This is a genomic window from Luteimonas sp. MC1572 (assembly GCF_016615815.1).
Classification (GTDB): domain Bacteria; phylum Pseudomonadota; class Gammaproteobacteria; order Xanthomonadales; family Xanthomonadaceae; genus Luteimonas.
Genome location: NZ_CP067112.1, coordinates 646963 through 672393 on the forward strand (window position 1 = coordinate 646963; position 25431 = coordinate 672393).

30 protein-coding genes are annotated in these 25431 nt (G+C 70.3%); 10 read left to right on the top strand and 20 right to left on the bottom strand.

Translation table 11 applies throughout. The features are described from left to right. The first annotated feature begins 38 nt into the window (after positions 1 to 38). Positions 39 to 434, top strand: a complete 396-nt coding sequence (locus JGR64_RS02935) for a DoxX family protein (RefSeq protein ID WP_199375033.1) — start codon at positions 39 to 41, stop codon at positions 432 to 434. Between the two features lie 9 nt (positions 435 to 443). Here the strand turns inward: JGR64_RS02935 and JGR64_RS02940 are convergent, their stop codons facing one another. The 3 genes from JGR64_RS02940 to JGR64_RS02950 are packed head-to-tail and all read right to left on the bottom strand — an operon-like array spanning position 444 to position 2513. Further along, the gene (locus tag JGR64_RS02940; RefSeq protein WP_199375034.1) at positions 444 to 917 is read right to left on the bottom strand and encodes a DUF4426 domain-containing protein; all 474 of its coding nucleotides are present in this window, start codon (positions 915 to 917) and stop codon (positions 444 to 446) included. Between the two features lie 7 nt (positions 918 to 924). Next, positions 925 to 1770 (bottom strand): pyrroline-5-carboxylate reductase, encoded by an 846-nt coding sequence (gene proC, locus JGR64_RS02945; RefSeq protein WP_199375035.1) that lies wholly within the window; start codon positions 1768 to 1770, stop codon positions 925 to 927. A gap of 50 nt (positions 1771 to 1820) precedes the next feature. After that, entirely contained in the window at positions 1821 to 2513 is a 693-nt protein-coding gene (locus JGR64_RS02950) for a YggS family pyridoxal phosphate-dependent enzyme (RefSeq protein ID WP_199375036.1), read from the bottom strand. A gap of 137 nt (positions 2514 to 2650) precedes the next feature. On the opposite strand from JGR64_RS02950, the gene JGR64_RS02955 reads away from it, so the two are divergent. The 4 genes from JGR64_RS02955 to JGR64_RS02970 all read left to right on the top strand — a co-directional run bounded on the left by JGR64_RS02955 (position 2651) and on the right by JGR64_RS02970 (position 6553). Next, entirely contained in the window at positions 2651 to 3688 is a 1038-nt protein-coding gene (locus tag JGR64_RS02955) for a type IV pilus twitching motility protein PilT (protein ID WP_199375037.1), read from the top strand. Between the two features lie 12 nt (positions 3689 to 3700). Continuing rightward, a complete protein-coding gene (locus tag JGR64_RS02960; RefSeq protein WP_182822668.1) occupies positions 3701 to 4831 on the top strand; it encodes a PilT/PilU family type 4a pilus ATPase in 1131 nt (376 codons plus the stop codon). Between the two features lie 115 nt (positions 4832 to 4946). Further along, positions 4947 to 5573, top strand: coding sequence for a superoxide dismutase (locus JGR64_RS02965; protein WP_199375038.1), 627 nt, complete (start codon positions 4947 to 4949; stop codon positions 5571 to 5573). 518 nt (positions 5574 to 6091) lie between these two features. Then, positions 6092 to 6553: a peptidylprolyl isomerase gene (locus JGR64_RS02970; protein WP_199375039.1), complete on the top strand. Its 462-nt coding sequence runs from the start codon at positions 6092 to 6094 to the stop codon at positions 6551 to 6553. A 39-nt stretch (positions 6554 to 6592) separates the two neighbouring features. Here the strand turns inward: JGR64_RS02970 and JGR64_RS02975 are convergent, their stop codons facing one another. Continuing rightward, positions 6593 to 8440, bottom strand: coding sequence for a DUF4153 domain-containing protein (locus tag JGR64_RS02975; RefSeq protein ID WP_233348306.1), 1848 nt, complete (start codon positions 8438 to 8440; stop codon positions 6593 to 6595). An 85-nt stretch (positions 8441 to 8525) separates the two neighbouring features. Here JGR64_RS02975 and JGR64_RS02980 point away from each other — a divergent pair, with 85 nt between their 5' ends. From JGR64_RS02980 to JGR64_RS02990, 3 genes are read left to right on the top strand one after another with little or no spacing between them, the layout of a single operon-like run. Further along, complete coding sequence (locus JGR64_RS02980; RefSeq protein ID WP_199375040.1) at positions 8526 to 9086, top strand: YqgE/AlgH family protein; 561 nt, start codon at positions 8526 to 8528, stop codon at positions 9084 to 9086. Then, a complete protein-coding gene (ruvX, locus tag JGR64_RS02985; RefSeq protein ID WP_199375041.1) occupies positions 9086 to 9547 on the top strand; it encodes a Holliday junction resolvase RuvX in 462 nt (153 codons plus the stop codon). Before JGR64_RS02980 ends, ruvX begins: the two co-directional genes overlap by 1 nt. Then, entirely contained in the window at positions 9544 to 10518 is a 975-nt protein-coding gene (locus JGR64_RS02990) for an aspartate carbamoyltransferase catalytic subunit (RefSeq protein WP_199375042.1), read from the top strand. Before ruvX ends, JGR64_RS02990 begins: the two co-directional genes overlap by 4 nt. A gap of 13 nt (positions 10519 to 10531) precedes the next feature. On the opposite strand, the gene mgtE is transcribed toward JGR64_RS02990, so the two are convergent. From mgtE to JGR64_RS03065, 15 genes are all read right to left on the bottom strand, one after another. Then, positions 10532 to 11893: a magnesium transporter gene (gene mgtE, locus JGR64_RS02995; protein WP_199375043.1), complete on the bottom strand. Its 1362-nt coding sequence runs from the start codon at positions 11891 to 11893 to the stop codon at positions 10532 to 10534. 107 nt (positions 11894 to 12000) lie between these two features. After that, positions 12001 to 12942, bottom strand: coding sequence for a 2OG-Fe(II) oxygenase (locus tag JGR64_RS03000; protein ID WP_234446989.1), 942 nt, complete (start codon positions 12940 to 12942; stop codon positions 12001 to 12003). Further along, entirely contained in the window at positions 12939 to 14663 is a 1725-nt protein-coding gene (ptsP, locus tag JGR64_RS03005) for a phosphoenolpyruvate--protein phosphotransferase (protein ID WP_199375044.1), read from the bottom strand. Before ptsP ends, JGR64_RS03000 begins: the two co-directional genes overlap by 4 nt. Then, positions 14663 to 14932 (bottom strand): HPr family phosphocarrier protein, encoded by a 270-nt coding sequence (locus JGR64_RS03010; protein ID WP_199375045.1) that lies wholly within the window; start codon positions 14930 to 14932, stop codon positions 14663 to 14665. Before JGR64_RS03010 ends, ptsP begins: the two co-directional genes overlap by 1 nt. 12 nt (positions 14933 to 14944) lie before the next feature. After that, on the bottom strand, positions 14945 to 15337 hold the full coding sequence (locus tag JGR64_RS03015; RefSeq protein ID WP_199375046.1) for a PTS sugar transporter subunit IIA: 393 nt from the start codon (positions 15335 to 15337) through the stop codon (positions 14945 to 14947). Positions 15338 to 15404: 67 nt separating this feature from the next. Then, positions 15405 to 16274: an RNase adapter RapZ gene (gene rapZ / locus JGR64_RS03020; protein WP_199375047.1), complete on the bottom strand. Its 870-nt coding sequence runs from the start codon at positions 16272 to 16274 to the stop codon at positions 15405 to 15407. Next, positions 16271 to 17227 carry an HPr(Ser) kinase/phosphatase gene (gene hprK, locus JGR64_RS03025; protein WP_199375048.1) on the bottom strand — a complete coding sequence of 319 codons (957 nt, stop codon included), beginning with the start codon at positions 17225 to 17227 and terminating at the stop codon, positions 16271 to 16273. The genes rapZ and hprK overlap by 4 nt, the downstream gene beginning before the upstream one ends. Beyond that, positions 17224 to 17694 carry a PTS sugar transporter subunit IIA gene (locus tag JGR64_RS03030; RefSeq protein WP_199375049.1) on the bottom strand — a complete coding sequence of 157 codons (471 nt, stop codon included), beginning with the start codon at positions 17692 to 17694 and terminating at the stop codon, positions 17224 to 17226. Before JGR64_RS03030 ends, hprK begins: the two co-directional genes overlap by 4 nt. A 27-nt stretch (positions 17695 to 17721) precedes the next feature. Beyond that, positions 17722 to 18048, bottom strand: coding sequence for a ribosome-associated translation inhibitor RaiA (gene raiA / locus JGR64_RS03035; RefSeq protein WP_199375050.1), 327 nt, complete (start codon positions 18046 to 18048; stop codon positions 17722 to 17724). Between the two features lie 107 nt (positions 18049 to 18155). Continuing rightward, positions 18156 to 19601, bottom strand: a complete 1446-nt coding sequence (locus JGR64_RS03040) for an RNA polymerase factor sigma-54 (RefSeq protein WP_199375051.1) — start codon at positions 19599 to 19601, stop codon at positions 18156 to 18158. 35 nt (positions 19602 to 19636) lie between these two features. After that, entirely contained in the window at positions 19637 to 20356 is a 720-nt protein-coding gene (gene lptB / locus JGR64_RS03045; RefSeq protein WP_199375052.1) for an LPS export ABC transporter ATP-binding protein, read from the bottom strand. Beyond that, positions 20356 to 20877 (bottom strand): lipopolysaccharide transport periplasmic protein LptA, encoded by a 522-nt coding sequence (gene lptA, locus JGR64_RS03050; protein ID WP_255527520.1) that lies wholly within the window; start codon positions 20875 to 20877, stop codon positions 20356 to 20358. Before lptA ends, lptB begins: the two co-directional genes overlap by 1 nt. Then, positions 20858 to 21418: an LPS export ABC transporter periplasmic protein LptC gene (gene lptC, locus JGR64_RS03055; RefSeq protein WP_199375054.1), complete on the bottom strand. Its 561-nt coding sequence runs from the start codon at positions 21416 to 21418 to the stop codon at positions 20858 to 20860. The genes lptA and lptC overlap by 20 nt, the downstream gene beginning before the upstream one ends. Continuing rightward, complete coding sequence (locus JGR64_RS03060; protein ID WP_199375055.1) at positions 21415 to 21963, bottom strand: HAD-IIIA family hydrolase; 549 nt, start codon at positions 21961 to 21963, stop codon at positions 21415 to 21417. The genes lptC and JGR64_RS03060 overlap by 4 nt, the downstream gene beginning before the upstream one ends. 10 nt (positions 21964 to 21973) lie before the next feature. Beyond that, positions 21974 to 22981, bottom strand: coding sequence for a KpsF/GutQ family sugar-phosphate isomerase (locus JGR64_RS03065; RefSeq protein ID WP_199375056.1), 1008 nt, complete (start codon positions 22979 to 22981; stop codon positions 21974 to 21976). A 127-nt stretch (positions 22982 to 23108) separates the two neighbouring features. On the opposite strand from JGR64_RS03065, the gene JGR64_RS03070 reads away from it, so the two are divergent. Beyond that, positions 23109 to 23345: a BolA/IbaG family iron-sulfur metabolism protein gene (locus JGR64_RS03070; RefSeq protein ID WP_199375057.1), complete on the top strand. Its 237-nt coding sequence runs from the start codon at positions 23109 to 23111 to the stop codon at positions 23343 to 23345. Then, a complete protein-coding gene (gene murA / locus JGR64_RS03075; protein WP_199375058.1) occupies positions 23345 to 24604 on the top strand; it encodes a UDP-N-acetylglucosamine 1-carboxyvinyltransferase in 1260 nt (419 codons plus the stop codon). The genes JGR64_RS03070 and murA overlap by 1 nt, the downstream gene beginning before the upstream one ends. Positions 24605 to 24724: 120 nt before the next feature. Here the strand turns inward: murA and JGR64_RS03080 are convergent, their stop codons facing one another. Continuing rightward, positions 24725 to 25429: a DUF3108 domain-containing protein gene (locus JGR64_RS03080; RefSeq protein ID WP_199375166.1), complete on the bottom strand. Its 705-nt coding sequence runs from the start codon at positions 25427 to 25429 to the stop codon at positions 24725 to 24727. Positions 25430 to 25431 lie beyond the last annotated feature (2 nt).

A 25431-nucleotide genomic window follows, 5' to 3' on the forward strand; every position in this document is an offset into this window, starting at 1 on the left:
CGCTCTGCGATGATCCGCCACCACCGAGGAGAACCGAGATGAACCAGGCCGCCATGCACGATGCCGCCCGCCTCCTGCTGCGCATCACGCTCGGCGTGCTCGTGTTGCTGCACGGCGTGGCCAAGCTGCGCGGAGGCATGTCCGGCATCGAGCGCCTGGTCGAGGCCAACGGCCTGCCGGGCGTGCTGGCCTACGGCGTGCTCGTCGGCGAGGTGCTGGCGCCGCTGATGGTGTTGCTCGGCTTCCATGCACGCCTCGGTGCGGCGCTGGTCGCCATCAACATGCTGTTCGCCATCGTGCTGGCGCACATGGGGCAGCTCGGCCAGCTCAACGGCGAGGGCGGCTGGGCGCTGGAGCTGCAGGGCATGTTCCTCGCCACCGCGGTGGCGATCATGCTGCTGGGCCCCGGCCGCTACGGCATCAACGAGCGCTGATCGCCGCGCTCAGGGCAGGATGTCGCGGCTGAAGCGCAGGGTCATCGGCGCGGCGCCCGCGGCCTCCACGCTGATGTCGAAGCTGAGCGTCTCGGGCGGCTTCACGCGCAGGGTGCCGACGTAGTCGATGTAGCCATTGCTGCGCACCTCGCGCAGCGCGATCGGCTGGCCGCGGCCGAGCAGGTCGCTGGCGCGCGCCTCCACGCGCGCCGGCAGCGATGTCTCGTCCGCGCCGGTGCGCAGGCCGATCACCAGCACCATGCCGCCGGCTTCGCGATCGACGCCGTATTCCCGGGCCATCGCCGCACCCACTGCACCCGCGGGCACCAGGCTGGCGCGCAACACGCGGTCGCCGACGCGGAGTTCGGCGGGAGGTTCGACCGCATTCGGCGGCGCTGACGGCGCGGGGCCGTTGCCGCAGGCGGCCAGCGCGGCTGCCAGCGAAACGGCCAACAGGGCGGAGAGGCGCAGACGCGGGGTCATGGCGTGATCAGTCATTGGCGGCGGACAGTTCGCGCCCACGCACGGTGGCGCGGTCGATGGCGGCGGCCACCAGCGGGCGCAGTCCGCCGGACTCGAAGGCTTCGACCGCTGCCTGGGTGGTGCCGCCGGGCGACGTGACGCGGCGGCGCAGTTCGGCCGGCGCCTCGCCGGACTCGGCCAGCATGCGCGCGGCGCCGAGGATGGTCTGCAGCACCAGGGTGCGGGCGGCGTCCGCGGGCAGGCCCTGCGCAAGCGCGGCATCTTCCATGGCTTCGGCGAGCAGGAAGACGTACGCCGGGCCACTGCCCGACACCGCGGTGACCGCGTCCATCAGCATTTCGTCGTCGATCCACACGGTGGCGCCGGCGCTGGCCAGCAGCGTTTCGGCGCGCGTGCGGCCCTCGCCATCGACATGGTGGTTGGCGTGCAGTCCGGTCACGCCGGCACCGAGCAGCGCCGGGGTGTTGGGCATGGCGCGGACCACGGCCGCATCGCCGCCCAGCCAGCGCTCCAGCTGTGCCGCGGTGATGCCGGCGGCGATCGAGATCGCAAGCGGGCGCGCGGCGCGCGCGGTGGCGGCCAGGTCCTCGCAGACTTCGCGCATCACCTGCGGCTTGACCGCCAGCAGCCAGGTGCCGGCACCCGCCACCGCATCGCGCGCGTGCTCGAACACCTGCACGCCGAAGTCGCGCGCCAGCGCATCACGCAGCGCCACGACCGGTTCGCCGACGCGGATCTGCGCGGGATCGACACCGCGCGCGACCAGGCCACCGACCAGGCTGCGCGCCATGTTGCCGCCGCCGATGAAGGCGGTGGTGCCGATGTCGGCGGGAGCGGGTGCGTGTGCGGGCATGGCAGCGGTCTCGGATGGCGAGGGACGGCGGCATTGTCGCCGAGGCGGTGTCAGGTGCGCGCGCCGAACAGCGCGGTGCCGACACGGACCATCGTCGCGCCCTCGGCGATCGCCTCCGCGAAGTCCGCGCTCATGCCCATCGACAGCGTGTCCACGCCGGGATGGCGCGCAGCCAAGGTGTCGAACAGCCCACGCATCGCGACGAATGCCGCGCGGCGCGCACCGGCGTCGGGGCGCGGCGCCGGGATGGCCATCAATCCGCGCAGCGCGAGCCGCGGACGGGCGGCGATCGCATCGGCCAGCGCGGGCACGTCGCCCGGGGCGCAGCCGTGCTTGCTGTCCTCGTCGTCGATGTTCACCTGCACCAGCACCGAAAGCGGAGCCCGGTCGGCCGGGCGCGCAGCGGCCAGCGCGTCGACCAGTTTCAGGCGGTCCACCGACTGCACCCAGTCGAACAGCGCGGCGGCCTGCGTGGCCTTGTTGGACTGCAGGTGGCCGATGAGATGCCATTCGATCCCGGCACCTTCCAGCGCCGCAATCTTGGCCGCGGCCTCCTGGACGTAGTTCTCGCCGAACGCGGGCACCACGCCCGGCTTCGCCCGCGCCCAGTCCGCAGCGAGCGCGGCAAGCTCGGCGGCGTCGCGGGTCTTGCCCACCGCGACCAGCCGCGCGCATGGCCTTCCGGCGTCGCGGGATGCGTTTTCAATGTCGCGAAGTACGCGTTCGAGCCGTCCGGATGACATCGGTCCGCCTCCCTGGCCACCGTGGATTTGTGACGCGGATACGGGGCTATACTGCCTGCGGGGAGTAGTCTGGCGCCAGCCGCGGGGTGGCGTGGCCACTCGATTTTTTACTGATGCAATGCCGCTGGGGAGCATGCATGGATATCGCTGAACTGCTGGCATTCTCGGTCAAGAACAAGGCGTCCGACCTGCACCTGTCCGCGGGCCTGCCGCCGATGATCCGCGTCGACGGCGACGTCCGCCGGATCAACATCCCGGCGTTGGACCACAAACAGGTCCATTCGCTGGTGTACGACATCATGTCGGACAAGCAGCGCCGCGATTACGAGGAATTCCTCGAGGTCGACTTCTCGTTCGAGATTCCCGGCCTGGCGCGCTTCCGCGTCAACGCCTTCAACCAGAACCGCGGCGCGGGCGCGGTGTTCCGCACGGTGCCCTCCGAGGTGCTGACGCTCGAAGACCTCGGCACGCCGCGGATCTTCAAGGAGCTCATCGACCAGCCGCAGGGCCTGATCCTGGTCACCGGTCCCACCGGCTCCGGCAAGTCCACCACGCTTGCGGCCATGGTCGACCACATCAACAAGACCGAATACGGGCACCTCCTCACCATCGAGGACCCGATCGAGTTCGTGCACACCGCGCAGAAGTGCCTGATCAACCAGCGCGAGGTGCATCGCGACACCCACGGCTTCAACGAGGCGCTGCGCTCGGCGCTGCGCGAGGACCCGGACTACATCCTGGTCGGCGAGCTGCGCGACCTGGAGACCATCCGCCTGGCGTTGACCGCCGCGGAAACCGGGCATCTCGTGTTCGGCACGCTGCACACCAGCTCGGCGGCCAAGACCATCGACCGCATCATCGACGTGTTCCCCGCCGGCGAGAAGCCGATGGTGCGTTCGATGCTGTCGGAATCGCTGCGCGCGGTGATCTCGCAGGCGCTGCTGAAGAAGGTGGGCGGCGGGCGCACGGCGGCCTGGGAGATCATGGTCGGCATCCCGGCCATCCGCAACCTGATCCGCGAGGACAAGGTGGCGCAGATGTATTCAGCCATCCAGACCGGCCAGCAGCACGGCATGATGACCCTCGACCAGCATCTCCAGGACCTGGTGAAGCGCGGCATGGTCACGCGGCCGCAGGCCAAGGATTACGCCAAGGACAAGCGGCTGTTCGAGTAACCGGAGCACCACATGAGCGCCATCGATTTCACCTCGTTCCTCAAACTGATGGCCCACCAGAAGGCCTCGGACCTGTTCATCACCGCCGGCATGCCGCCGTCGATGAAGGTCCACGGCAAGATCTCGCCCATCACCCAGAACCCGCTCACGCCGCAGCAGGCGCGCGACCTGGTGCTCAACGTGATGTCGCCGCCGCAGCGCGAGGAGTTCGAGCGCACGCACGAATGCAACTTCGCCATCGGCGTCTCGGGCGTGGGCCGTTTCCGTGTGTCGTGCTTCTACCAGCGCAACCAGGTGGGCATGGTCTTGCGCCGCATCGAAACCAGGATCCCGACCGTCGAGGAGCTCAACCTCCCGCCGATCATCAAGACCCTGGCGATGACCAAGCGCGGCATCATCCTGTTCGTTGGCGCCACCGGCACCGGCAAGTCGACCTCGCTGGCGGCGATGATCGGCTACCGCAACCAGAACTCCACCGGGCACATCATCACCATCGAGGACCCGATCGAGTTCGTGCACAAGCACGAGGGCTGCATCATCACCCAGCGTGAAGTCGGCATCGACACCGACAGCTGGGAGAACGCGCTCAAGAACACCCTGCGCCAGGCGCCCGACGTGATCATGATCGGCGAGGTGCGTACCCGCGAGGGCATGGACCACGCCATCTCCTTCGCCGAAACCGGCCACCTGGTGCTGTGCACGCTGCACGCCAACAACGCCAACCAGGCGATGGACCGCATCATCAACTTCTTCCCCGAGGACCGTCGCGGCCAGCTGCTGATGGACCTGTCGCTGAACCTCAAGGGCGTGGTGGCGCAGCAGCTGATTCCCACGCCGGACGGCAAGGGGCGGCGCGTGGCGATGGAAATCATGCTCGGCACGCCGCTGGTGCAGGACTACATCCGCGACGGCGAGATCCACAAGCTCAAGGAAGTGATGAAGGAGTCGACCAACCTCGGCATGAAGACCTTCGACCAGGCGCTGTTCGAGCTTTACCAGGCCGGCGAGATCTCCTACGAGGATGCGCTGCGCTACGCCGACTCCGCCAACGAGGTGCGCCTGCGCATCAAGCTGGCGCAGGGTGGCGACGCGCGCACGCTGTCGCAGGGGCTGGACGGGGTCGAGGTCGCCGAGGTGCGTTGAAACGCAGCATTTCACGTGTTCCGCGAAGGGCGCCTGGTGGCGCCCTTCGCGTTTGCGCACTTTTTACCTTCCAGCGGCGACAATGATCGGCCGTTCCAACCTTCCGGAGATCCCCATGGCCTTCACCCTGCCGAAGCTGCCCTACGCCTACGACGCGCTCGAGCCGCACATCGACGCGCAGACGATGGAAATCCACCATACCAAGCACCACCAGACCTACATCAACAACGCCAACGCCGCGCTGGAAGGCACGGAGTGGGCCGACAAGAGCGCCGAAGAGATCATCGCCAACCTCGACAAGCTGCCCGAGGACAAGCGCGTCCCGCTGCGCAACAACGCCGGCGGCCACGCCAATCATTCGCTGTTCTGGACGGTGATGTCGCATGAGGGTGGCGGCAATCCGGTGGGCGATGTGGCCAAGCGCATCGACAGCGACCTCGGCGGCTTCGACGCGTTCAAGGAAGCCTTCACCAAGGCCGCACTGACCCGTTTCGGCAGCGGCTGGGCGTGGCTGTCCACCGACAAGGCCGGCAAGCTGCTGGTTGAAAGCAGCGCCAACCAGGACAGCCCGCTCATGAAGGGCATCGGTTCCGGCAACACCCCGATCCTGGGCCTGGACGTGTGGGAGCACGCGTACTACCTGAAGTACCAGAACCGCCGCCCGGACTACATCGGCGCGTTCTACAACGTGGTCGACTGGAACGAAGTCGAGCGCCGTTACCAGGAAGCCATCGCGGGCTGAGCCGCGCGCGCTTCCCCGGCAGTGCCGGGGATAGTGGCTCCGAACCGACAGACCCCGCAGCAATGCGGGGTTTTTCTTGTTTGGCCTCGAGGGCCCCGTGGTGGCCGTGAGGCCTTCGCGGCTCATGTCCCCCGGCATCCGCCTTGCGGCGGCTGCCTCCTCCTTTACTTCCCCGCGAAGGCCTCCCGGCCACTCTGGTGCTCTGCGCGCGTCGCTGGTGCCGGAGAGCAAATGCACGGGATCGCGGGCTGTGCTCCGGGAACCACCGCGTACTGCGGCGTACCGGGTGCCAAGGCCCTTGAGGGGGAAGTCAAGGAGGATGCGATGGCCGCAAGGCCATTGCCGGGGGACATGAGCCCTCAAGGGCCTTGGTACCCGGCGCCCGCATCAGCGCAACGCTCTTCCTCCATTGTGAGGAATCACGACAGTTGCTCATCACGCCCGGGCGCGCCCGGGGTTGCGCCACGGCGCCACGCTGGCGAGGATTGCGGCGACACCCTTCCAGGACCGCGCCGCCGATGGATATCGCAGACCGCCGCATTGCCACCGTGCACTTCACGCTCACTGACGCAGCCAGCGGCCAGGCGATCACCAGCACACGCGGCCACGAACCGCTGACCTATATGCACGGCAGCGGCGGCATCGCGCGCGGGCTGGAGCAGGCGCTCGAGGGACGCAAGGCCGGGGAGCGCTTAGAGGTGGTGGTGGCGCCGGAGGATGGCTTCGGTCAGCGCCACGACGCGCTGGTGCAGACCCTGCCGCGCGCGATGTGGCGCGCGTCATCGGAGCCCAGGGTCGGCGACAAGCTCGAGACCACCACCGCCAGCGGACCGCTCGAAGTGGTGGTGACCGCGGTGTCCGCTGACGGCATCACCGTCGACGGCAACCACCCGCTGGCCGGGCGCGCGTTCCGCGCCGAAGTCGAAGTGCTTTCGGTGCGCGTGCCTACGCCGGACGAGGTGCAGTTCGGTCTCGGCTGAGGCAAACGAACCCAGGTTGCGCCGAGCGGCAGCGAGCGCTCAGAGGCCGCAGTCGATGCACGGCCCCGTGCTGGCGTCGGCCTCGACCGTGGCCTCGTTCCGGGTGTCGTGGAATTCACGTACCGGGCCATCACCGATGCGCACGTCCGGCCAGTGGCGCGGCTGGGGGGCGATGCGCCCGGCAAGCAGGTCGGCGCGCAGTTCCCGCCGGCCCGCGCGCCCGCCATCGGCTTGCTGCCACAGGCCCAGGCTGCCGGTCACGCGCCAGGCGCCATCGGCACCGGGCGTGGCGTGCGTGCAGTCGCCGCCCATGTCCTCGCGCATCACGCACAACAGGGTTTCGCGCGTGCCATCGCCGTCCAGGTCCGGGGTGAGCAGGATGCAGTCCGAGCCCTCGCGCAGGCATTCTTCGGCCCCCAGGCGCCCGGTGGCGAGCGCCTGCCACCAGCCGTCCTCGGGCGCGACGGCGTTGCTTGCCAATTGCAGGCCGGCGCGCAGCGCGCCCGCGTCGCGCTTGCTGTTGTCATCGCCCGGCTCCAACCCGCCCCAGCGTGATGGCCGGGCCAGCACCCGCTCGAGTTCGGCGAGGCGCGCGGGGTCGCCGTTGAACGCCGGATCGTCGCGCAGCGACAGCGCGGCCGTGTAGCCGCGGCGTCCGCTGTCGAAGCGCAGCCACGCCAGGTCGAAGTCGTCGGGCGCGGTGCGGCCATCGGCGAGGCGCTGCATCTGGCTCGCCACGCCGATGCGCTGGCCGTCGATCACCGGCGAATTCGCCAGCACCACCAGCGCCACCACCACCCAGGACATCACCCGGTTCACGCCGCGCACCGGCCCCAGCCAGTGGCCGCGCCCGCGCAGCGCGGCGAATGCGTAACCGAACGCGTGAGCCGCGACCACGACCACCAGCAGCACCGCCCAGACGCGTGCGCTGGTCCAGCCATGCTGCGCGATGCGCAGCCAAAGGGCGTAGAGCGCGAGCACGGCGTACAGCGGCAGCACCAGCAGCCCGGCGTCCACGACGCGGCGCAGCCAGGCCGGGTATGGCGGCGTGCCTTCGCCGTCCTGGAACACGGCATTGGTGAACACCACCAGCAGGGCGACCACGCTGACCAGGATCGTCGCCGCCGACGCCCGCTCCCACAGCGGCGCGAGCCCGGTGAACGGCAGGCTCACCACGAACAGCACGGCGATGAAGGCCAGCAGCGGCAGCAGGCCGGTGAAGATCGCGAACAGCACCTGGCGCGCGACCTGCACCGCGCGCGCCTGGGTGCGGCCGATCAGCACGCCGAGCCCGGCCATGGCGCCGGTGGCGAGATAGACGAACGCGTCCTCGCGGAACAGCTCGCGGAAGAAGGTGATCTTGACCAGCGCGAACAGCGCCGCCCACAGGTAAAGCACCGCCCAGCAGATGGCGGTGAACAGCGCGGCCAGCGCCAGGGTCAGCGCGTTCTGCCAGGCGTGTTCGACCAGCGCCGGGTAGGCGGCGCGCCAGTGCCCGTCTGCCAGCCGGCACTGCAGCCAGGGCAGGATCACGAACAGGCCGATGGCCATCGACACGCCAAACGGCGCCAGCACCTCGGAGGCGCGGATACCGGGCCCGCCGGTGGCGTTCCAGGCCGCCCAGGCCGCGAGCGCGGCGACCACCACCGTGGTCGCGATCGCGTGCTGCCAGAACCGCGCGTCGCGCAGGCGCCGTACGCTCAGCGCCATCATCGTCGGCACCGAGAGGACCAGCGTGTACCAGCAGACGCGCCCGCCGAGGGCGTCGAACGGCCACCAGCCCGCGGCGTCGCCCTTCTGCGCCATGAACATCAGTCCGCCCTGCAGGACGGCCAGCAGCACGATGAACGCGCGTTCGTTCCTGGGCAGCGGGGTGTCCACGGTCATCGGCTTGCATCCTGCGGTCGTCGGTGCGGCGAGTATGCCTGCGCGGGTACAGGCGAGGTCGGCCGCCACTGGCTAGAATGGCGGCATGTCGATGTCCCCGCTCGCCAACCAGCTGCTGGTCGCGCTGCCCGCGCTTTCCGATCCGCATTTCGCGCGCAGCGTGGCGCTGGTGTGCCAGCACGATGCCCAGGGTGCGATGGGCATCGTGGTCAATCGGGTGTCCGATTACGCGCTCGGCGACGTGTTCTCGCAGATGGGCATCGCCTGCGCCGACGAGGCGCTGTGCGCGGTGCCGGTGCTCGCCGGCGGGCCGGTGCACCCGGAGCGCGGGTTCGTGGTGCATGACGGCGATCGTGGCTGGGATTCCAGCCTGGCGATCGCCGACGGCCTGTTCGTCACCACCTCGCGCGACGTGCTCGAGGCGATGGCCGTTGGCGAAGGCCCGGCGAACGTGACGATGGCGCTGGGCTGCGCGGGCTGGGGCGCCGGGCAGCTGGAGCACGAACTCACCGAGAACAGCTGGCTCACCGTGCCCGCCGACGCCGCGCTGCTGTTCGAAGAACCATTGGAATCGCGCTGGCAGGCCGCCGCCGCCCGCATCGGCGTCGACATGGCGCGCATGGCGGACTACTCCGGGCACGCCTGATGAGCACGATCCGCAGCGACGGCACGGTGCTCGGCTTCGATGTCGGCTCGCGCCGCATCGGGGTGGCCGTTGGCAGCGCGTTCGGCCACGGCGCACGCGCGCTGGAAGTGGTCGACGTGCACGGCGACGCGGTGGACTGGTCGGCGATCGACCGGATCAGGAAGGAGTGGGGCCCGGACGGCTGCGTGGTCGGTGATCCGCTGACCCTGGAGGGCGGCGACCAGCCGATCCGCGCACGCGCCCACGCGTTCGCGCACGCGCTGGCGGTGCGCTACGGGATCCCGGTGGTGCTGGTTGACGAGCGTTCGAGTTCGATCGAGGCCGCGCAGCGGTTCGCCCTCGACCGTGCAGAGGGCCGCCGTCGCCGGCGCGATGCCGCGGCGCTGGATGCGGTGGCGGCTGCGGTGATCATCGAACGCTGGCTGGCGGCGCCGCAGGATGCGGTGGCGGTGACGCCATGACCGCATCGCAGCAACCGGTCGCGCGGCCGCCCCTGCCCGTACAGACCCAAGACGACGGCCGGCTGCGCCACCTGTTGACCCTGGAAGGGCTGACGCGCCCGACGCTGGTGGCCCTGCTCGACCGCGCGCAGGCGTTCGTCGACGGCCAGGGCGCGGCGGACCCGCGCGCGCTCGCAGGCAGCGCCGTGTGCACGCTGTTCTTCGAGCCGTCCACGCGCACGCGGCTGTCGTTCCAGCGTGCCGCGCAGCGCCTGGCGGCCGACGTGCTGGATTTCGACGCGTCCACCTCGTCGACCAGCAAGGGCGAGACCGCACTCGACACGTTGCGCAACATCGAGGCGATGGGTGTGCGCGGCTTCATCGTGCGCCACCACGCCGACGGCGCTGCCGCTGCGCTTGCCGCCGCCGCGCAGCCCGGCACCGCTGTGGTCAACGCCGGCGACGGCCGTAGCGCGCATCCCACGCAAGGGCTGCTCGACATGCTGACCCTGCGCCAGGCCAAGGGCGCCGATTTCGCGCGGCTCAAGGTGGCGATCGTCGGCGACATCAGGCATTCGCGCGTCGCGCGCTCCGACCTGCATGCGCTGCGCACGCTCGGCATCGGCGAGATCCGCGCCTGCGGCCCACGCGCGCTGCTCCCGGATGACGACACGCTCGCCGGCTGCGTGGTCGGCGACGACCTCGACGCCGCGCTCGACGGCGTGGACGCGGTGATGATGCTGCGCCTGCAGCGCGAGCGCATGGTCGAAGGCCTGGTGCCGTCGCTCGAGGCCTACCACCGCGACTTCGGGCTGACCACGGCACGCCTGCTGCGCGCCGCTCCAGATGCAGTGGTCCTGCACCCCGGGCCGATGAACCGCGGCGTGGAGATCGACGACGCGGTCGCCGACGGCGCGCAGTCGCTGATCCTGCGCCAGGTCGGCAATGGCGTGGCGATCCGCATGGCCGTGCTGGAAGCGCTGCTCGCCTGAGCGGTGCCGCGCCTCAGCGCAGCAGGATCACCGTCGCCAGGCCGAGGAAGCTGAAGAAGCCCATCACGTCGGTGACGGCGGTGACGACCACGCCGCCGGCGACGGCCGGATCGATGTTGGCGCGCTTCATGGCCAGCGGGACCAGCACGCCGGCCAGCGCCGCGGCGCAGAAATTGATGACCAGCGCGACGGCGATCACCACGCCGAGCAACCAGTCGTGGAACCACGCGAACGCCACCAGGCCCACGAACGAGCCGATGAGCAGCCCGTTGATCAGCGCCACGCGCAGCTCCTTCCACAGCAACACGCGCGCGTTGCTCGCGCCCACCTGGCCGAGCGCCAGGCCGCGCACGATCAGCGTCAGCACCTGCATGGCGGCGTTGCCGCCAATGCCGGCCACGATCGGCATCAGCACCGCCAACGCCACGATCCGCTCGATGGTGCCTTCGAAGCGGCCGATCACCCAGGCGGCGAGGAACGCCGTGGCGAGGTTGACCGTGAGCCACACGATGCGCCCGCGCACCGCGCGTCGCACCGGCGAGAACAGGTCCTCGTCCTCGTCCAGGCCGGCGGCGCCGAGCGCCTGGTGCTCGGCCTGGTCGCGGATGATGTCGACCACGTCGTCGATGGTGATGCGGCCAAGCAGCACGTTGCCCTCGTCGACCACCGGCGCCGAGACCCAGTCATGGTCGGAGAACTGGCGCGCCACCGATTCGGCGGATTCGTCGACGTGGATCGCCGTCAACGCATCATCGATCAGGCGGTTGATCGGGCTCGCAGGCTCATGGGTCACGAGGTCCTGCAGCGCCACCCAGCCGATCAGCTGGTGGCGGCGGTTGACCACGTACAGGTGGTCGGTGTGCTCGGGCAGCTCGCCGCGCAGGCGCAGGAAGCGCAGCACCACGTCCACCGTGGTGTCGGCGCGCACCGTCACCACGTCCGGGTTCATCAGGCGGCCGGCGGTGTCCTCGGGATAGGACAGCACCTGTTCGAGGCGCTCGCGGTTCTCCCGGTCCATCGACTTGAGGACTTCCTCGATGACCGTGCCGGGCAGGTCGCCCACCAGGTCGGCGAGGTCGTCGATGTCGAGGTCCTCGACCGCGGCCACGATTTCATCGGTGTCCATGTCGGCGAGCAGGCTTTCGCGCACTTCGTCGCCGACGTGGACCAGCACTTCACCGTCGTCTTCGGGATCGACCAGGCCCCAGACCACCATGCGGCGGCCCGGAGGCAGGGATTCGAGGAGGTTGCCGATCTCGGCCGGCGCCAGCGTGTTGACCAGCCGCCGCACCGGGCCCAGGCGGCCGCTGTCGATGGCGTCCGACAGCAGGCGCAGCTGGCGCGCGGTCTTGTCGTGGCGGACGGCTTCGGCCATGGCGGGCTTCCGGGGAGCGTCGCGCGACGGAGTGCGCGACAGGGTCAGGCGTTCATGCGCGCATTATCGCCCGCATGGCGGGCCTTGCCCACCGCCGTGTGCGTGCGTTATCCGCGCGTGCGTCGCAGGCGTCCGGCGGCGCGCCGGGCGAGACCGGCCAGCCGCCCGACAGCGGACTGGTCCAGCCTAGCCTGCAACGCCTCGAGTTCCCGGTACAGGCGCAGGTTGTGCTGGTCGCGTCGCGCGAGGAGTTCATGCAGTGCGGTGACGTCGTCCGCGTGCAGCACATGCCCGGGCTGCAGGTGTGCCGGCAGCGGCCGGTCCACGTAGACCGTCGAGTGGCGCGGCGCGGTCTCATCGGCAGGGCGCTCGCGGGTATAGAAATACAGCGCCACGGATTTCCGTGACAGAGCGGCCCGCTCGGCAGGCAGGTGGATTTCAGAAAAGCCATGCCAGCTGTGCTCCGTGGTCTCGAAGATCACGCAGCGGTTGAACAGCGGCAGTACCGACACGACCTCGTCGCGTGCCGGATCGCGCGGATCGCGATGCAGCTCGAGCGCGCCACCCCAGCCCGCCTCCCACTCGTGGTTGAGGTACACGATGAGGTTGAGCCGACGGTGCCAGCCGGTGCCGGGGTGGTGGTTGAAGTCGATATGGACGTCGAGGCTCTGGCCATCGCGGTTGTCGTGGCTGCCGCCACCGAAGTAATCGCGGTCATACAGCAGGTCCGGGATGCCGGTCATGCGACCGACCAGGCCGAGGAATCCGGCGGACTGCACGCAGTCGTCGAGCGCGCGCCAGGCGTCGCCCAGGCCGCGGATGCGCTCGACCACGGACTTTCCACCCGCGGTGCCATGCTCGTTGAGGTGGTTGCCCCGTTCGAAGGCGGGAAAGTCGCGCAGCAGCGCATTGGCGAACGCGGCATCGAAGAAGCCGTCGATGACGCAGTGCGCGAACGGTCGTGCGGCGGTGAACCGCGCGCGCACCGCATCCGCCGCTTCGGCCACGGCCGGTGCCACGATCGCAGGTGGTACCGCGCCGTCGCTCACATGCCGCCTTCGCACTGCCTGAGCCACCGGACGATGCCGGCGCGGTCGCGCGCGCGCAGCAACGCCGGCGCGCGTCGCTGCAGGTCGCCCAGGTCATGCGCGCGCACCGCGCGGCGGACTTCGAGCAGGGTGCCCGGATGCAGGCTGAACTCCTCGAGCCCGAGCGCGAGCAGCAGCGGGGTGAATATCGCATCGCCGGCCATCTCGCCGCACACCGCTACCGGCGTGTCGTGCGCGCGCGCGGTGGCGATCACGGCCTGCAGCAGCTGCAGCACCGCGGGATGCAGCGGGCTGTGCAGCGCGTCGAGCGCGTCGTTGCCACGATCGGCGGCCAGCAGGTACTGCACCAGGTCGTTGGTGCCGATGGAGATGAAGTCGAGCTTGTCGATCAGCGACGGCAGCGCCAATGCCGCAGCCGGGACCTCGATCATCGCGCCGAGCGCGATGCCGTCGGCCACCACGTGGCCTTCGCGGCGCAGGCGCAGGGTGGCCTGGCGTACCGCGCGCCGCACCGCGATGACCTCCTCGCGACAGGTCACCATCGGCACGAGGATGCGCAGCGGGCCGTAGGCGGACGCGCGCAGGATCGCGCGCAGCTGCGTCTCCATCACCTCGGGCCGGCGCAGCGCCAGGCGCACGCCGCGCACGCCCATGGCCGGGTTGGGCTCGTTGACCAGCGCCAGTCCGCTGCGGTCGGCCTTGTCGGCGCCGACATCGAGCGTGCGGATGGTGACCATGCGCCCTGTCATGCCGAGTACGAGGTCGCGGTAGGCGAGGAACTGCTCGTCCTCGTCGGGGAGTTCGTTGCGCTGCAGGAACAGGAACTCGGTGCGGTACAGGCCCACGCCGGCCGCGCCGAGCGCATGCGCCTCGGCCACGTCCTCGCGCGATTCGGCGTTGGCGAACAGGCGCACGTCCATGCCGTCGCGGGTGCGCGTGGGCTCGCGGCGCAGGCGGTGCAGCTGGCGCCGCTCGCGCTTGCCCTCGCGCACGCGTGCGCGATGGGCGAGCAGGTCGTCGCCATCCGGGTCCACGATGACCTGGCCGGTGGTGCCGTCGATGAGCAGCACGTCGCCGTCGTTCACCTGGCCAAGTGCATGCGCCGCGCCCACCACCAGCGGCAGGTGCAGGCTGCGGGCGAGGATGGCGCTGTGCGACAGCGTGCTGCCACCCGAGGTGACGATGCCGAGCACGCCCTGCGACTGCAGGCGCGCGACTTCCGACGGCGCGAGCGTGTCGCTGACCAGGATCTCGCCGGCCACGCCCTCGACGGTGGCATCGTGCTGGTGCAGCACGGCGTGCACACGGCGGATGACGTGGTCGATGTCCTCGATGCGGCTGCGGAAGTAGGGGTCGTCCATCCCCTCGAACACCGCGGCCAGGCGGTCGCGCTGCAGGCGCAAGGCATAGTCGGCGCCGTACAGTCCCTTGGCGATCAGGTCGTCGAGGCCCTGCAGGAGCTCGGGGTCGTCGAGCAGCAGCGCGTGCAGGTCGAGGAACTCGCCGACTTCCTGGGCCAGCGCGCCGTGCAGGCGCGAGCGCATCATGCGCAGCTCCTCGCGCACCGCGTCGAGCGCCTGGTGCAGGCGCGCGAGCTCGCCGGGCACGTCGGCCAGGCGGATGTGTTCTTCGGCGACTTCCAGCGCGTGCGGCTGGCGGACCCGGGCGCGGCCGAGGGCGTTGCCCCTGGATGCACCGTGCCCGGGCAACTCCCTGCGCATCAGCTGTCCTCGTCGAAACGCCGCTCGAACAGGGCGGCGACATCATCTGCCGCCGCTTCCTCGTCAACGCCGTCGGTGCGCAGCACCACGGTGGTGCCGGGGCCGGCTGCGAGCAGCATCACGCCCATGATGCTCTTCGCGTTGACCTCGCGCCCCTTGGCGGTGAGGGTGACGTTGCAGCCGTAGCCCGACAGCGCCTGCACCAGCTTGGCGGTGGCACGGGCGTGCAGCCCCAGCTTGTTGGCGACCAGGAGTTCGCGCTCGATCATGGCTGCCTTGCCTCATGCGTCATCGTGGACCACTCCATTGCGCGCGCCGGCGGCGGCCACCGCGGGCAGGTCGTCGAGCGCGAGCTCGGGATAGTTGAGCACGCGCAGCAGCATCGGCAGGCTCAGCGCGGACACACGGCGCACGGGCGTGCCCAGGCGCGCCAGGCGCGCGGCGATGTTGCTGGGCGTGGCGCCGTAGACATCGGTCAGCACCAGCACGCCGTCGCCGCCGTCGGCCCGGCGCAGCGCCGCACTCGCCTGCGGCAGCAACACGTCCGGATCGGCCTCGAACGGCACCTCGAACGCCTCGACGCGCAACGGCAGGGTGCGCAAGAGGGTGGTCGCCACCGCGGCGAGCGCGGTACCGATGCCTTCGTGGGTGACCAGGAGTATGCCGACAGCCATCGGCACAAATTAACAGAGGCGGATGACCGTCAGGAAGCGCCGGCGGGCCGATAGCTCGCCGGACGACTCAATCCAGCTCGCGGTGGTGGGTGGCGACCTCGTGCCAGCCCTGCGCCCGGGCGTGCGCGGCCATCGCCTCGGCCAGGTAGACCGAGCGGTGGCGGCCGCCGGTGCATCCGAACGCGATGGTGACGTAGCTGCGCGTCGACGAGCGCATGCGCGGCAGCCAGATGTCGAGGAAATCGGAGACGTGCTTGCGGTACTCCAACACGTCAGGCTGCGCCTCCAGGTACTCGCGCACGCCGCCGTCGCGCCCGGACAGCGGGCGCAGGCGCGCGTCCCAGTGCGGGTTGGGCAGGGCGCGCGCGTCGAACACGAAGTCCGCGTCCGGCGGAACGCCGTGGCGGTAGGCGAAGGATTCGAACAGCAGCGACAGCGACGAATCCATGGCCAGCCCGAGCTCGGTCAGCACGCGCCGGCGCAGCTGGTGCACGTTGAGTTCGCTGGTGTCGATGATCACGTCGGCCTGCGTGCGCAGCGGCTTCAGGACCTGGCGCTCGAGCGAGATGGCGTCGTTCAGCGCCAGCCCCAGGCGGGTCAACGGATGGCGGCGGCGGGTGTCGGAGTAGCGCTTGAGCAACACCTCGTTTCGGGTATCGAAGAACACCAGGCGCGGGTCGAGGCCCATCGCCCCGACCGCCGACAGCCACTCGGGGAGATTGGCGAGGTCGCCGCGGCTGCGCACGTCGATGCCCACCGCAAGCTTCTGCGAGGCGCGTTCAGGATGGGTGGCGCTGCGCACGAAATCCGGCAGCAGTTCGGCCGGAAGGTTGTCGACGCAGTAGAAGTCGATGTCCTCGAAGGTATTCAGCGCGACGGTCTTGCCGCTGCCCGACATGCCGCTGACGATCAGCAGCGAGTGGCCGGCATCGTTCATGACGAGCCCTCGAGGAACCTGGAATGGCGTGCGAGGAATGCCACCGCCGGGTCGGCACCCTTGGCACGCAGCATGTGCGTGCGGGTCGCCGCTTCGGTCAGCACCGCGAGGTTGCGGCCGGGCATTACCGGCAGGGTGATCATCGGTACGTCCAGGTCGAGCACGCGGCGGAAACCGAGGTCGCCGGTGAGGCGCACCATGCCACTGGCGTCCTGCGCCTCGGCGGCGGCGTCCGGACGCGCCAGGTGCACGACCAGGCGCAGGTACTTGTTCCGCTTGACCGCGGTGTCGCCGAACATCTCGCGGATGTTAAGCACGCCCAGGCCGCGCAGTTCGAGCAGGTCCTGGAGGAGTTCGGGGCAGGTGCCGTCGAGCACATCGGGCGCGATCTGGGCGAACTGCGGGGCGTCGTCGGCGACCAGGCGGTGCCCGCGGGTGACCAGCTCGAGCGCCAGCTCGCTCTTGCCGGTGCCGGACTCGCCGGTGATCAGCACGCCGACCGAATAGATTTCCATGAATACGCCATGCAGCGTCACCTGCGGCGCGAGGGCGCCGGCGAGGTGGTACTGCAGCATGTTGAGCAGTTCGTGGCCGCGACGCGGCGAGGACCACAGCGGCGTGCCCGATTCCTCGGCCATCTTGCGCAGGTCTTCGGGGCAGGACTGGTCCTTGCTCACCACCAGCGCCAGCGGTCGGTACTGCAGGATCCGCTCGAGCGTCTCCCAGCGCGCCCGCGAGTCAAGGCCGTCGAGCCAGGCGAGCTCCTCCGAGCCCAGGATCTGCACCTTGTTGGGGTAGATGATGTTGAGATAGCCGGCGAGCGACGGGCGCCGCGCGACGGTGTCGACCGTCTCCAGCTGTCGGGCCGCGCCCCCCTGGCCTGCCAGCCAGCGCAGGCCGAGGCGTTCGCGCAGCTGCTCGAACAGCTCCCGCGCGGTGATCGCGGCATTCATGCGCTGCCGCTCCCGGGCGCTGCGGCGTCGCGCAGCAATACGCTGCGCAGGGCGGGCAGGTCGGGCGCGGCGCGCAGCGCGTCGCGGAATTCGGCGTCGGCAAAGCGCGCGGCGAGTTCGGACAAGGTGTCCAGGTGCTGCTGCGCGCTGCCGACCGGTACGCCCATGGCGAACACCAGGTCGACCGGTGCGCCATCCAGCGCGCCGAAGTCCACGGCGGGCGACAGTTTCAGGAACGCCGCGCTGGCGGCGTGGGCACCGCTGCGGCAGTGCGGGATGGCCACCCCGTGGCCGATCGCGGTGCTGCCGACCGCCTCGCGTTCACGCAGGCCTGCGGCCAGCGCCGCGCGGGACCCGGGGTCGGCGTCGCAGAGCAGGCGCGCGGCGGCGTCGAGCACCTGGTCGCGGCTGCCGGGCGCGGCCAGCAGCACGATGCGCTCCGCGGCCAGCAGGTCGGTGTAAGGCATGCCCCCCGGGTCCTTCCTGTCTCGGCGTCAGCCGGCTTCTTCGCGCAGCGGGTTGCCGCCACGGCGGTGCTGGTCGATGAGCTTTTTCTTCTCCTTGACGAGCATGCGGTCGAGCTTGTCGGCCAGGAGATCGATCGCCGCGTACATGTCGACCGCGCGGGCGTCGGCGTGGAGCATCTTGCCGGACACCGAGACGGTGACCTCGGCGAGGTGGTCGGGCTTGTCGATGCTGAGCTGGGTGCGCATCTCCAGCGGCGGATCGTAGAGTCTCGACAGCCTCCCGAGCTTGGTCTCGACGTAGTCGCGCAGGGCAGGTGTGACATCCATCTGCTGGCCATGGGTCTCGATACGCATCGGCAACCTCCTCGTTCGGTGGGAACCCAGCATCGCGCAAGTCGATGGCGCGGTGGTCATGGACAGGTTAACCCACGGCCGGAGGGCCGGAAAGGTTGCATCGCGGTTCAGGCGATACGCACGCGCTCGTGCGAAGAGGCGATGTGGAGCGCCTCGCGGTACTTGGCCACGGTGCGCCGGGCCACAGGCACGCCGCTGGCCTTCAGGCTTGCCGCCAGGCGCGCGTCGGACAGCGGTTTGCGCGGGTCCTCGGCTTCCACCAGCCGGCGGATCATGTCCTGGATGGCGGTGCTGGACGCTTCGCCTCCGGAGCCGGTGTCGATGCCGGATGCGAAGAACGCCCGCAGCGGCAAGGTGCCGCGCGGCGTGTGCACGTATTTGCGCGATACCGCGCGCGAGACCGTCGACTCGTGCATGCCGATCTGCGCCGCCACTTCGCGCAGGGTGAGCGGACGCAGCGCCTGGGCGCCGAACTCGAGGAAGCCGGACTGCTCGCGCACCAGACAGCGCACCACCTTGAGCAGGGTTTCGCCGCGCGCCTCGATGTTCTTCAGCAGCCAGCGCGCCTCCTGCAGGCGGCCGCGCAGGTAGCCGGCATCGGCGCCGGCGGCGTGCTGCAGCATCTGCTCGTAGCCGCGGTGGATGGTGAGCCGCGAGTGGCTGCCACCGGCCAGCACCACGCGCCACATGCCGTTGCGGCGCACGATGCTGCAGTCGGGTACCACGTAGGTGTCCTGCGGCATGCCGCCCACCTGTGCGCCCGGGCGCGGGTCGAGGCTGCGGATGAGGTGCAGGACGGTTTCGGCGTCCGCCGCGTCGCACCCCAATGCATCTGCCAGCCCGGACACGCCGAGCCGCGGGAGGCGGTCGATCAGCGTGGACACGACACGGCGCGCGCCGTCCAGGCCTGGCGTGTCGGCGGGCAGGACGGCCAGCTGCAGCAGCAGGCATTCGCCGAGGTCGCGCGCGCCCACGCCGGTGGGATCCAGGCGCTGGACCTTGCCCAGCACGCAGGCGACCTCGGCTTCGCTGCACTCGATCTCGGGTGCCAGGCCCTGCGCGATCGCGGCCAGCGGCTCGCGCAGGTAGCCGTCATCGTCGATGGCATCGACGATCGCTTCGCCGACCGCGACTTCGCGCGGCGACAGGTGGCTCAGGTTGAGTTGCCAGGACAGGTGGTCGCGCAGCGTTTCCGACTGGGCGATGCGCTCGGACGCGTCGCCGTCGCCATCGCCGTCATCGTTGCCGCCGCTGCCGCCGCTCCCGGACCACGCGCCGTCGCCATCGTCCTGCCAGGAGTCGTCGCCGCGGTCGTCATCGCGCGCGGCTTCGGTGTCGTTGCCAGGGGAGTCGTGGTGCTGCTCGCCGCCATCGCTATCGCCATCGCCGGTCGCGGCGGGCTCTTCCCAGTCGAGCAGCGGATTGCTTTCGACAGCCGCGTTGATCTCGGCTTCGAGCTCGGGCGTCGCCAACTGCAGCAGGTGCAACGCCTGGCGGAGCTGGGGCGTGAGCACCAGCTGTTGTCCCAACGATGTCTGCAGGCGAGGCTTCACGGCGTCCCCGGTTCATGGCGGGCGACGCGCGACGGCTACAGGCGGAACGCATCCCCCAGATAGACCCGGCGCACGTCGGGATTTGCCAGCAGCGCGTCCGGAGCCCCCTGCGCGAGCACGCCACCATCACTGAGGATATACGCGCGGTCGCAAATGCCCAAGGTCTCGCGGACGTTGTGGTCGGTGATGAGCACGCCGATGCCGCGGTTCTTGAGGTGGCGCACGATGCGCTGGATCTCGCCGACCGAGATCGGATCGACGCCGGCGAACGGTTCGTCGAGCAGCATCAGCCGGGGCTTGGCGGCCAGCGCCCGCGCGATCTCGACGCGGCGGCGCTCGCCGCCCGACAGGCTGGCGCCGGTCTGGCCGGCAACGTGGCCCACCTGCAGTTCGTCCATCAGCTTCGCCAGCTCGGCCTCGCGGCCCTGGCGGTCGAGGTCGTCGCGCAGCTCGAGCACCAGCATGATGTTGTCGGCGACGCTCAACTTGCGGAACACCGACGGTTCCTGCGGCAGGTAGCCGACGCCGAGGCGCGCGCGCCGGTGCATCGGCTCACCGGTGATGTCGCGGCCGTCGAGGACGATGCGTCCGGCGTCGGCCGGCACCAGGCCGACGATCATGTAGAAGCAGGTGGTCTTGCCGGCGCCGTTCGGCCCGAGCAGGCCGACGACTTCGCCGGCGTCGAGGGTCAGGCCGAACTCGCGCACGACCTCGCGCTGGCCGTAGCGCTTGCGCAGGCCCTCGGCGACCAGCATCAGCCGCCGCCCGGCGCGGGTTGCGCAGCCTTGGGCAGGATGCGCGTGCGGATCTGGCCGCCGGTCGCGCTGCCCGCGCCCTGCACATGGCCGGTGCGCATGTTGTAGGTGATGCGCGCGCCGCTCATCGTGCCGCGCCCGGGCTGCACGAGTTCGACGTTGCCGGTGAAGACCACGGTCTCGGTGCGCAGGTCGTAGTCGACGTTCTGGGCGCTGGCGTCGATCGCGCCACCGCTGTCGAGTTGCTGCTTGAGCCGCACCGGCCCACCGGTGAGGATGACCTTCTGGATGTCGTCGCCGCCGCGGCGCACGTCGGCCTTGCTGGCGCGGATGTCGAGCGTGCCCTGGACGATGCGCACGTTGCCGGTGAACACGCAGGGGCCGCCGGTATCTTCGACCGAGCAGTCCATGCTGCTGGAATCGATGTCCATCGGCTGGTTGCGGTCGGTGGATTTCGCCCAAGCGGAGCCCGCGCACGCGAAGGCGAGGACCGTCAGGAGGCTAGCGGCGCGTGGGGACATAGCGGGTCTTTACCTTGGAGGTGAGCTGGAAGCGCTTCCCGGCCAGGTCGGCTTCCATACCGGTGCCGCGCATTGTAGTGCCGGGCTGGCTGACGGTCACGGCAACGTTGGAGCGGGCCCGGCGCGTGCCCGGGAAGACATCGAGTTCTTCGGTTTCCAGGCGCATGTCGCGCGCGCCGGCCGGGTCGGTGACCGCCACCACGTCGCCGCGCAGGCGCATTTCCTCGCTGTCGGCGCTGATCCAGCCGGTGCGCGCGCGCAGGTCCCAGTACAGGCCGTCGCGTTCGGGCAGCAGGAACACCGGCGACTCGAGCGCCATGGTCTCGTCGCGCGGGTCGCGCTTGAGCGAGGGCGCGCGCAGCGTGAAGGCCTCCTTGCCGGCGTTGTCGAGCGAGACCAGTTCGAAATCCTGCAGCACATAGTCGGGACGGTGGCTGGCGACGGACGTGGGTGCGTCGCCGGCGCGCTGGCGCCAGGCGGACCAGCCACTCAGCAGCGCGGCCACCAGCAGCACCAGGGTGACGGGCGTGCGCCAGGTCATTGCGGCATGTCGCCGGCAGCGCCACCGCCGGCACCGATCGCGGAAAGCACCAGGTCGCAGAACTCGCGCGCCGCACCTTCGCCGCCGCGCCGCATGGCCTGCCAGTGGACATGGCCGAGGATGGACGGATGGGCGTTGCCCGGCGCCGCCGCGAAGCCGACCGCGGCCAGCACCTCGAGGTCGGTCAGGTCGTCGCCCATGAACGCCACCTGGTCCGCAGCCAGGCCCAGCCGCTCGCGCATCGATTCGATGCAGGCGCGCTTGTCCTTCACGCCCACATGGACGTCGACGCCGAGGTCGCGCGCGCGGTGTTCCGCGGCGCGGCTGTCGCGCGCGGTGACGAACGCGACCGCGATGCCGGCGCGGCGCAGCAGCGACAGGCCCATGCCATCGTGCACGTGGAAGGCCTTGGTCTCGCGGCCGTCGTCGCCGATGTACAGGCGGCCATCGGTCAGGGTGCCGTCCACGTCGAAGCACGCCAGGCGCACACGTGCGGCGCGTGCGAGCACTTCGGTGGACACAGGGGCGGGGGACGCGGGAGGCATGGGCGCCGGATCAGACCACGCGCGCGCGCAACAGGTCGTGAATATTCAAGGCGCCAACCACTCGGCCTTCGCGGTCGACCACCATGAGTCCGCTGATCTTGTGGGTCTCCATCAATCGCGCCGCTTCGACCGCGAGCGCGTCGGCATCGATGGTCACCGGCGAACGCGTCATGACTTCGGCGATGCGCGTGCCGTGCACGTCGATGCCGGGAGCGGCGAGCGTGCGGCGCAGGTCGCCGTCGGTGTACAGGCCCAGCAGGCGGCCGTCGTCGTCGACCACCGCGCTCATGCCCAGGCGCTTGCGGCTCATCTCTACCAGCACGTCGCCGAGGGTGGCGTCGCCGTGCACGCGCGGCACGTCGTCGCCGGCATGCATCACATCGGCGATATGCAGCAGCAGGCGCCGTCCGAGCGCTCCGGCCGGGTGCGAGCGTGCGAAGTCGTCCGCGGTGAAACCGCGCGCCTCGAGCAGGGCGACCGCCAGCGCGTCACCCATCGCCAGCGAAGCGGTGGTGCTCGCGGTCGGCGCCAGGTGCAGCGGGCAGGCCTCGTCCGGCACGCTGACGTCGAGGTGCACGTTGGCGGCCAGCGCCAAGGTGGACTGCGGGCGCCCGGTCATGCACACCAGTGCGTTGCCCTGGCGCTTCAGGACCGGCAGCAGCATCAACACTTCGTCGGACTCGCCGGAGTAGGACAGGGCGAGCAGCACGTCGACATCGGTGACCATGCCCAAGTCCCCGTGGCCGGCCTCGCCCGGGTGCAGGAAGAAGGCAGGCGTACCGGTGGAGGCGAGGGTGGCGGCGATCTTGCGCGCGATGTGGCCGGACTTGCCCATGCCGGTGCAGACCACGCGGCCGCGGCAGGCAAGCAGCAGCGCGCAGGCGCGCGAGAACTCGCCGTCGATGCGCGCGGCGACCGCCGCCAGGCCATCGCGTTCGATGGCGAACACGCGCCGTCCGCTCGCTGCGAAGCCGTGCGCAGCCAGCGCGCCGGGAGTCTGGTTGCTGCTGTCGGGCATTTCCGGGGCGGGGCCTTTTCCGCTACGCTATCGTGTTCATATTACGCGGATTGCCCCGCGGCCGGCGACACGCCGCGCCTGCCTCCGGCAACCGACTCACGTGCCCTTCATTACCGGAGCGACCGCCTTGGACGCAGAGACCATCCGCAAGCTGATCGAGCAGGGTCTCCCTGGTGCCCAGGTCGACGTCCGCGGCGACGACGGCGTGCATTTCGAAGCCGTGGTGATACATCCGGACTTCGCCGGCCGCATGCCGCTGGCCCGCCACCGCATGGTCTATGCCACGCTCGGCGCACTGATGGGCAACGAGATCCATGCGCTCGCCCTGCGCACCCATACCCCGGACGAACAGCGGACCGCCTGATGCAGAAGATCGAAGTGACCGGCGGCGTGGCCCTCGAGGGTGACGTCCGCATTTCCGGGGCGAAGAACGCCGTGTTGCCGATCCTGTGCGCCACGCTGCTGGCCGACGAGCCGGTGACGATCGGCAACGTGCCGCACCTGCACGACGTGGTCACCACCACCCGCGTACTGGCGGGGCTGGGCGCCGGCGTGACGCACGATTCCGACGGCAGCCATATCGTCGTCGACCCGCGCAGCGTCGACAGCCATGTCGCGCCCTACGAGCTGGTGCGCACCATGCGTGCCTCGGTGCTGGTGCTGGGTCCGCTGGTGGCGCGTTACGGTGCCGCGGAGGTGTCCCTGCCCGGCGGCTGCGCGATCGGTTCGCGTCCGGTCGACCTGCACATCCGCGCGCTGGAGGCGCTGGGTGCCGAGATCGTGGTCGAGCACGGCTTCATCAAGGCAAATGCCGGCCGCCTGCGCGGCGGCAACGTGGCGTTCGACATGGTCAGCGTCGGCGCCACCGAGAACGTGCTGATGGCGGCCACGCTCGCCCATGGCACCACGGTGATCGACAACGCGGCGCGCGAGCCGGAGATCGTCGACCTGGCCGTGTGCCTGCGCGCGATGGGTGCCGACATCGAAGGCGAGGGCACGTCGCGGATCGTCGTGCGCGGCGTGGAGCGCCTGCATGGCGCGCACCACGACGTGGTCGCGGACCGCATCGAGGCCGGCACCTTCCTGGTGGCCGCGGCGATGACCGGTGGCCGCGTCACCGCCACCAACGCGCGCGCCGACACCATGGATGCGGTGCTGGCCAAGCTTGCCGAGGCCGGCGCCGACATCGGCATCGACGGCGACCGCATCTGCGTGGACATGCGTGGCCGGCGCCCGCGCGCGGTCGACATCATCACGGCGCCGCATCCGGCGTTCCCCACGGACATGCAGGCACAGTTCATGGCCATGGACTGCATCGCCGAAGGCGTGGCGACGATCGACGAGACGATCTTCGAGAACCGCTTCATGCACGTGAACGAGCTCATGCGGCTCGGCGCGGAAATCCATATCGAAGGCCACCGCGCCACCGTCACCGGGGTCGAGCGGCTGAGCGGCGCACCGGTGATGGCCACCGACCTGCGCGCGTCGGCCTCGCTGATCCTGGCCGGCCTGGTGGCCGACGGCGAGACGCTCATCGACCGCATCTACCACCTCGATCGCGGCTACGAACACATCGAGCGCAAGCTGTCCGGGCTTGGCGCGCGGATCCGCCGGATCGACTGACGGCACGACAGCAGGGTCCTTTCCCGCTCGTGCCGGGTACCACCCGGTACGCCGCAGGGCGCGCTGGGCCCAAAAAAAAAGCCCCGCAATGCGGGGCTTCGTGTTGGCGCCAAAAGAGCTTCACTTCACCGCGGTCAGCCGCAGGTCGATGTCGTCCTTGCCGTCGCGGCGCTGCAGCACGCGCGCCGGGACCGGAAGCCCGTCGACCACCCAGGCGATGATCTCGCGCTTGCCGTCCTTGCGCACCACGCGCGTCGCCTTGTGCGACTTGCCGGCAATCGCAATCGTCTCCTCGCCGGCAACCGTGAACTGCTGGCGCCTGGCGCGCCCGTCCTCGACCAGCCGATAGTCGAGCGGCTTGCCGGCGGCCACGTCGCGTACGAGCACCAGGTTCATCAGCATGCCGTCCAGGTCGCCCGCCTGCAGCGCCACCGGCCCCGCACGCTCGGGCTTGACGTCGCCGGTCCAGCGCGCGACGCCTTGGTTCCAGTCGTAATTCGCGGTGACGGCCTTGCGCTTCACCAGCATGGCCGCCAGGCCGTTGGTGCCGCGCTGGCTGTCAGTGCTGGAGATCGGCCGCCACTGTCCGTCATGCACTTCGAACACGGTGCTCTGCGCGAGTTCGGCGCCCATGCCGGCGAGGTCGAGGCGGTACTCCCAGCGTTCGTTGCCCTTGCTGGCGAGGCTCATCGTCGCCTTGGCTTCCATGCCCATGTAGTTGGCCGCGTAGTCGGCGGAGAACGGCTTGATCGCGAGTGCCGGCGCACTGGCCATGGCGACCAGCGCGGCAGCGACCGCGACGAGGGGCTTTCGGCGGTTGGACATCG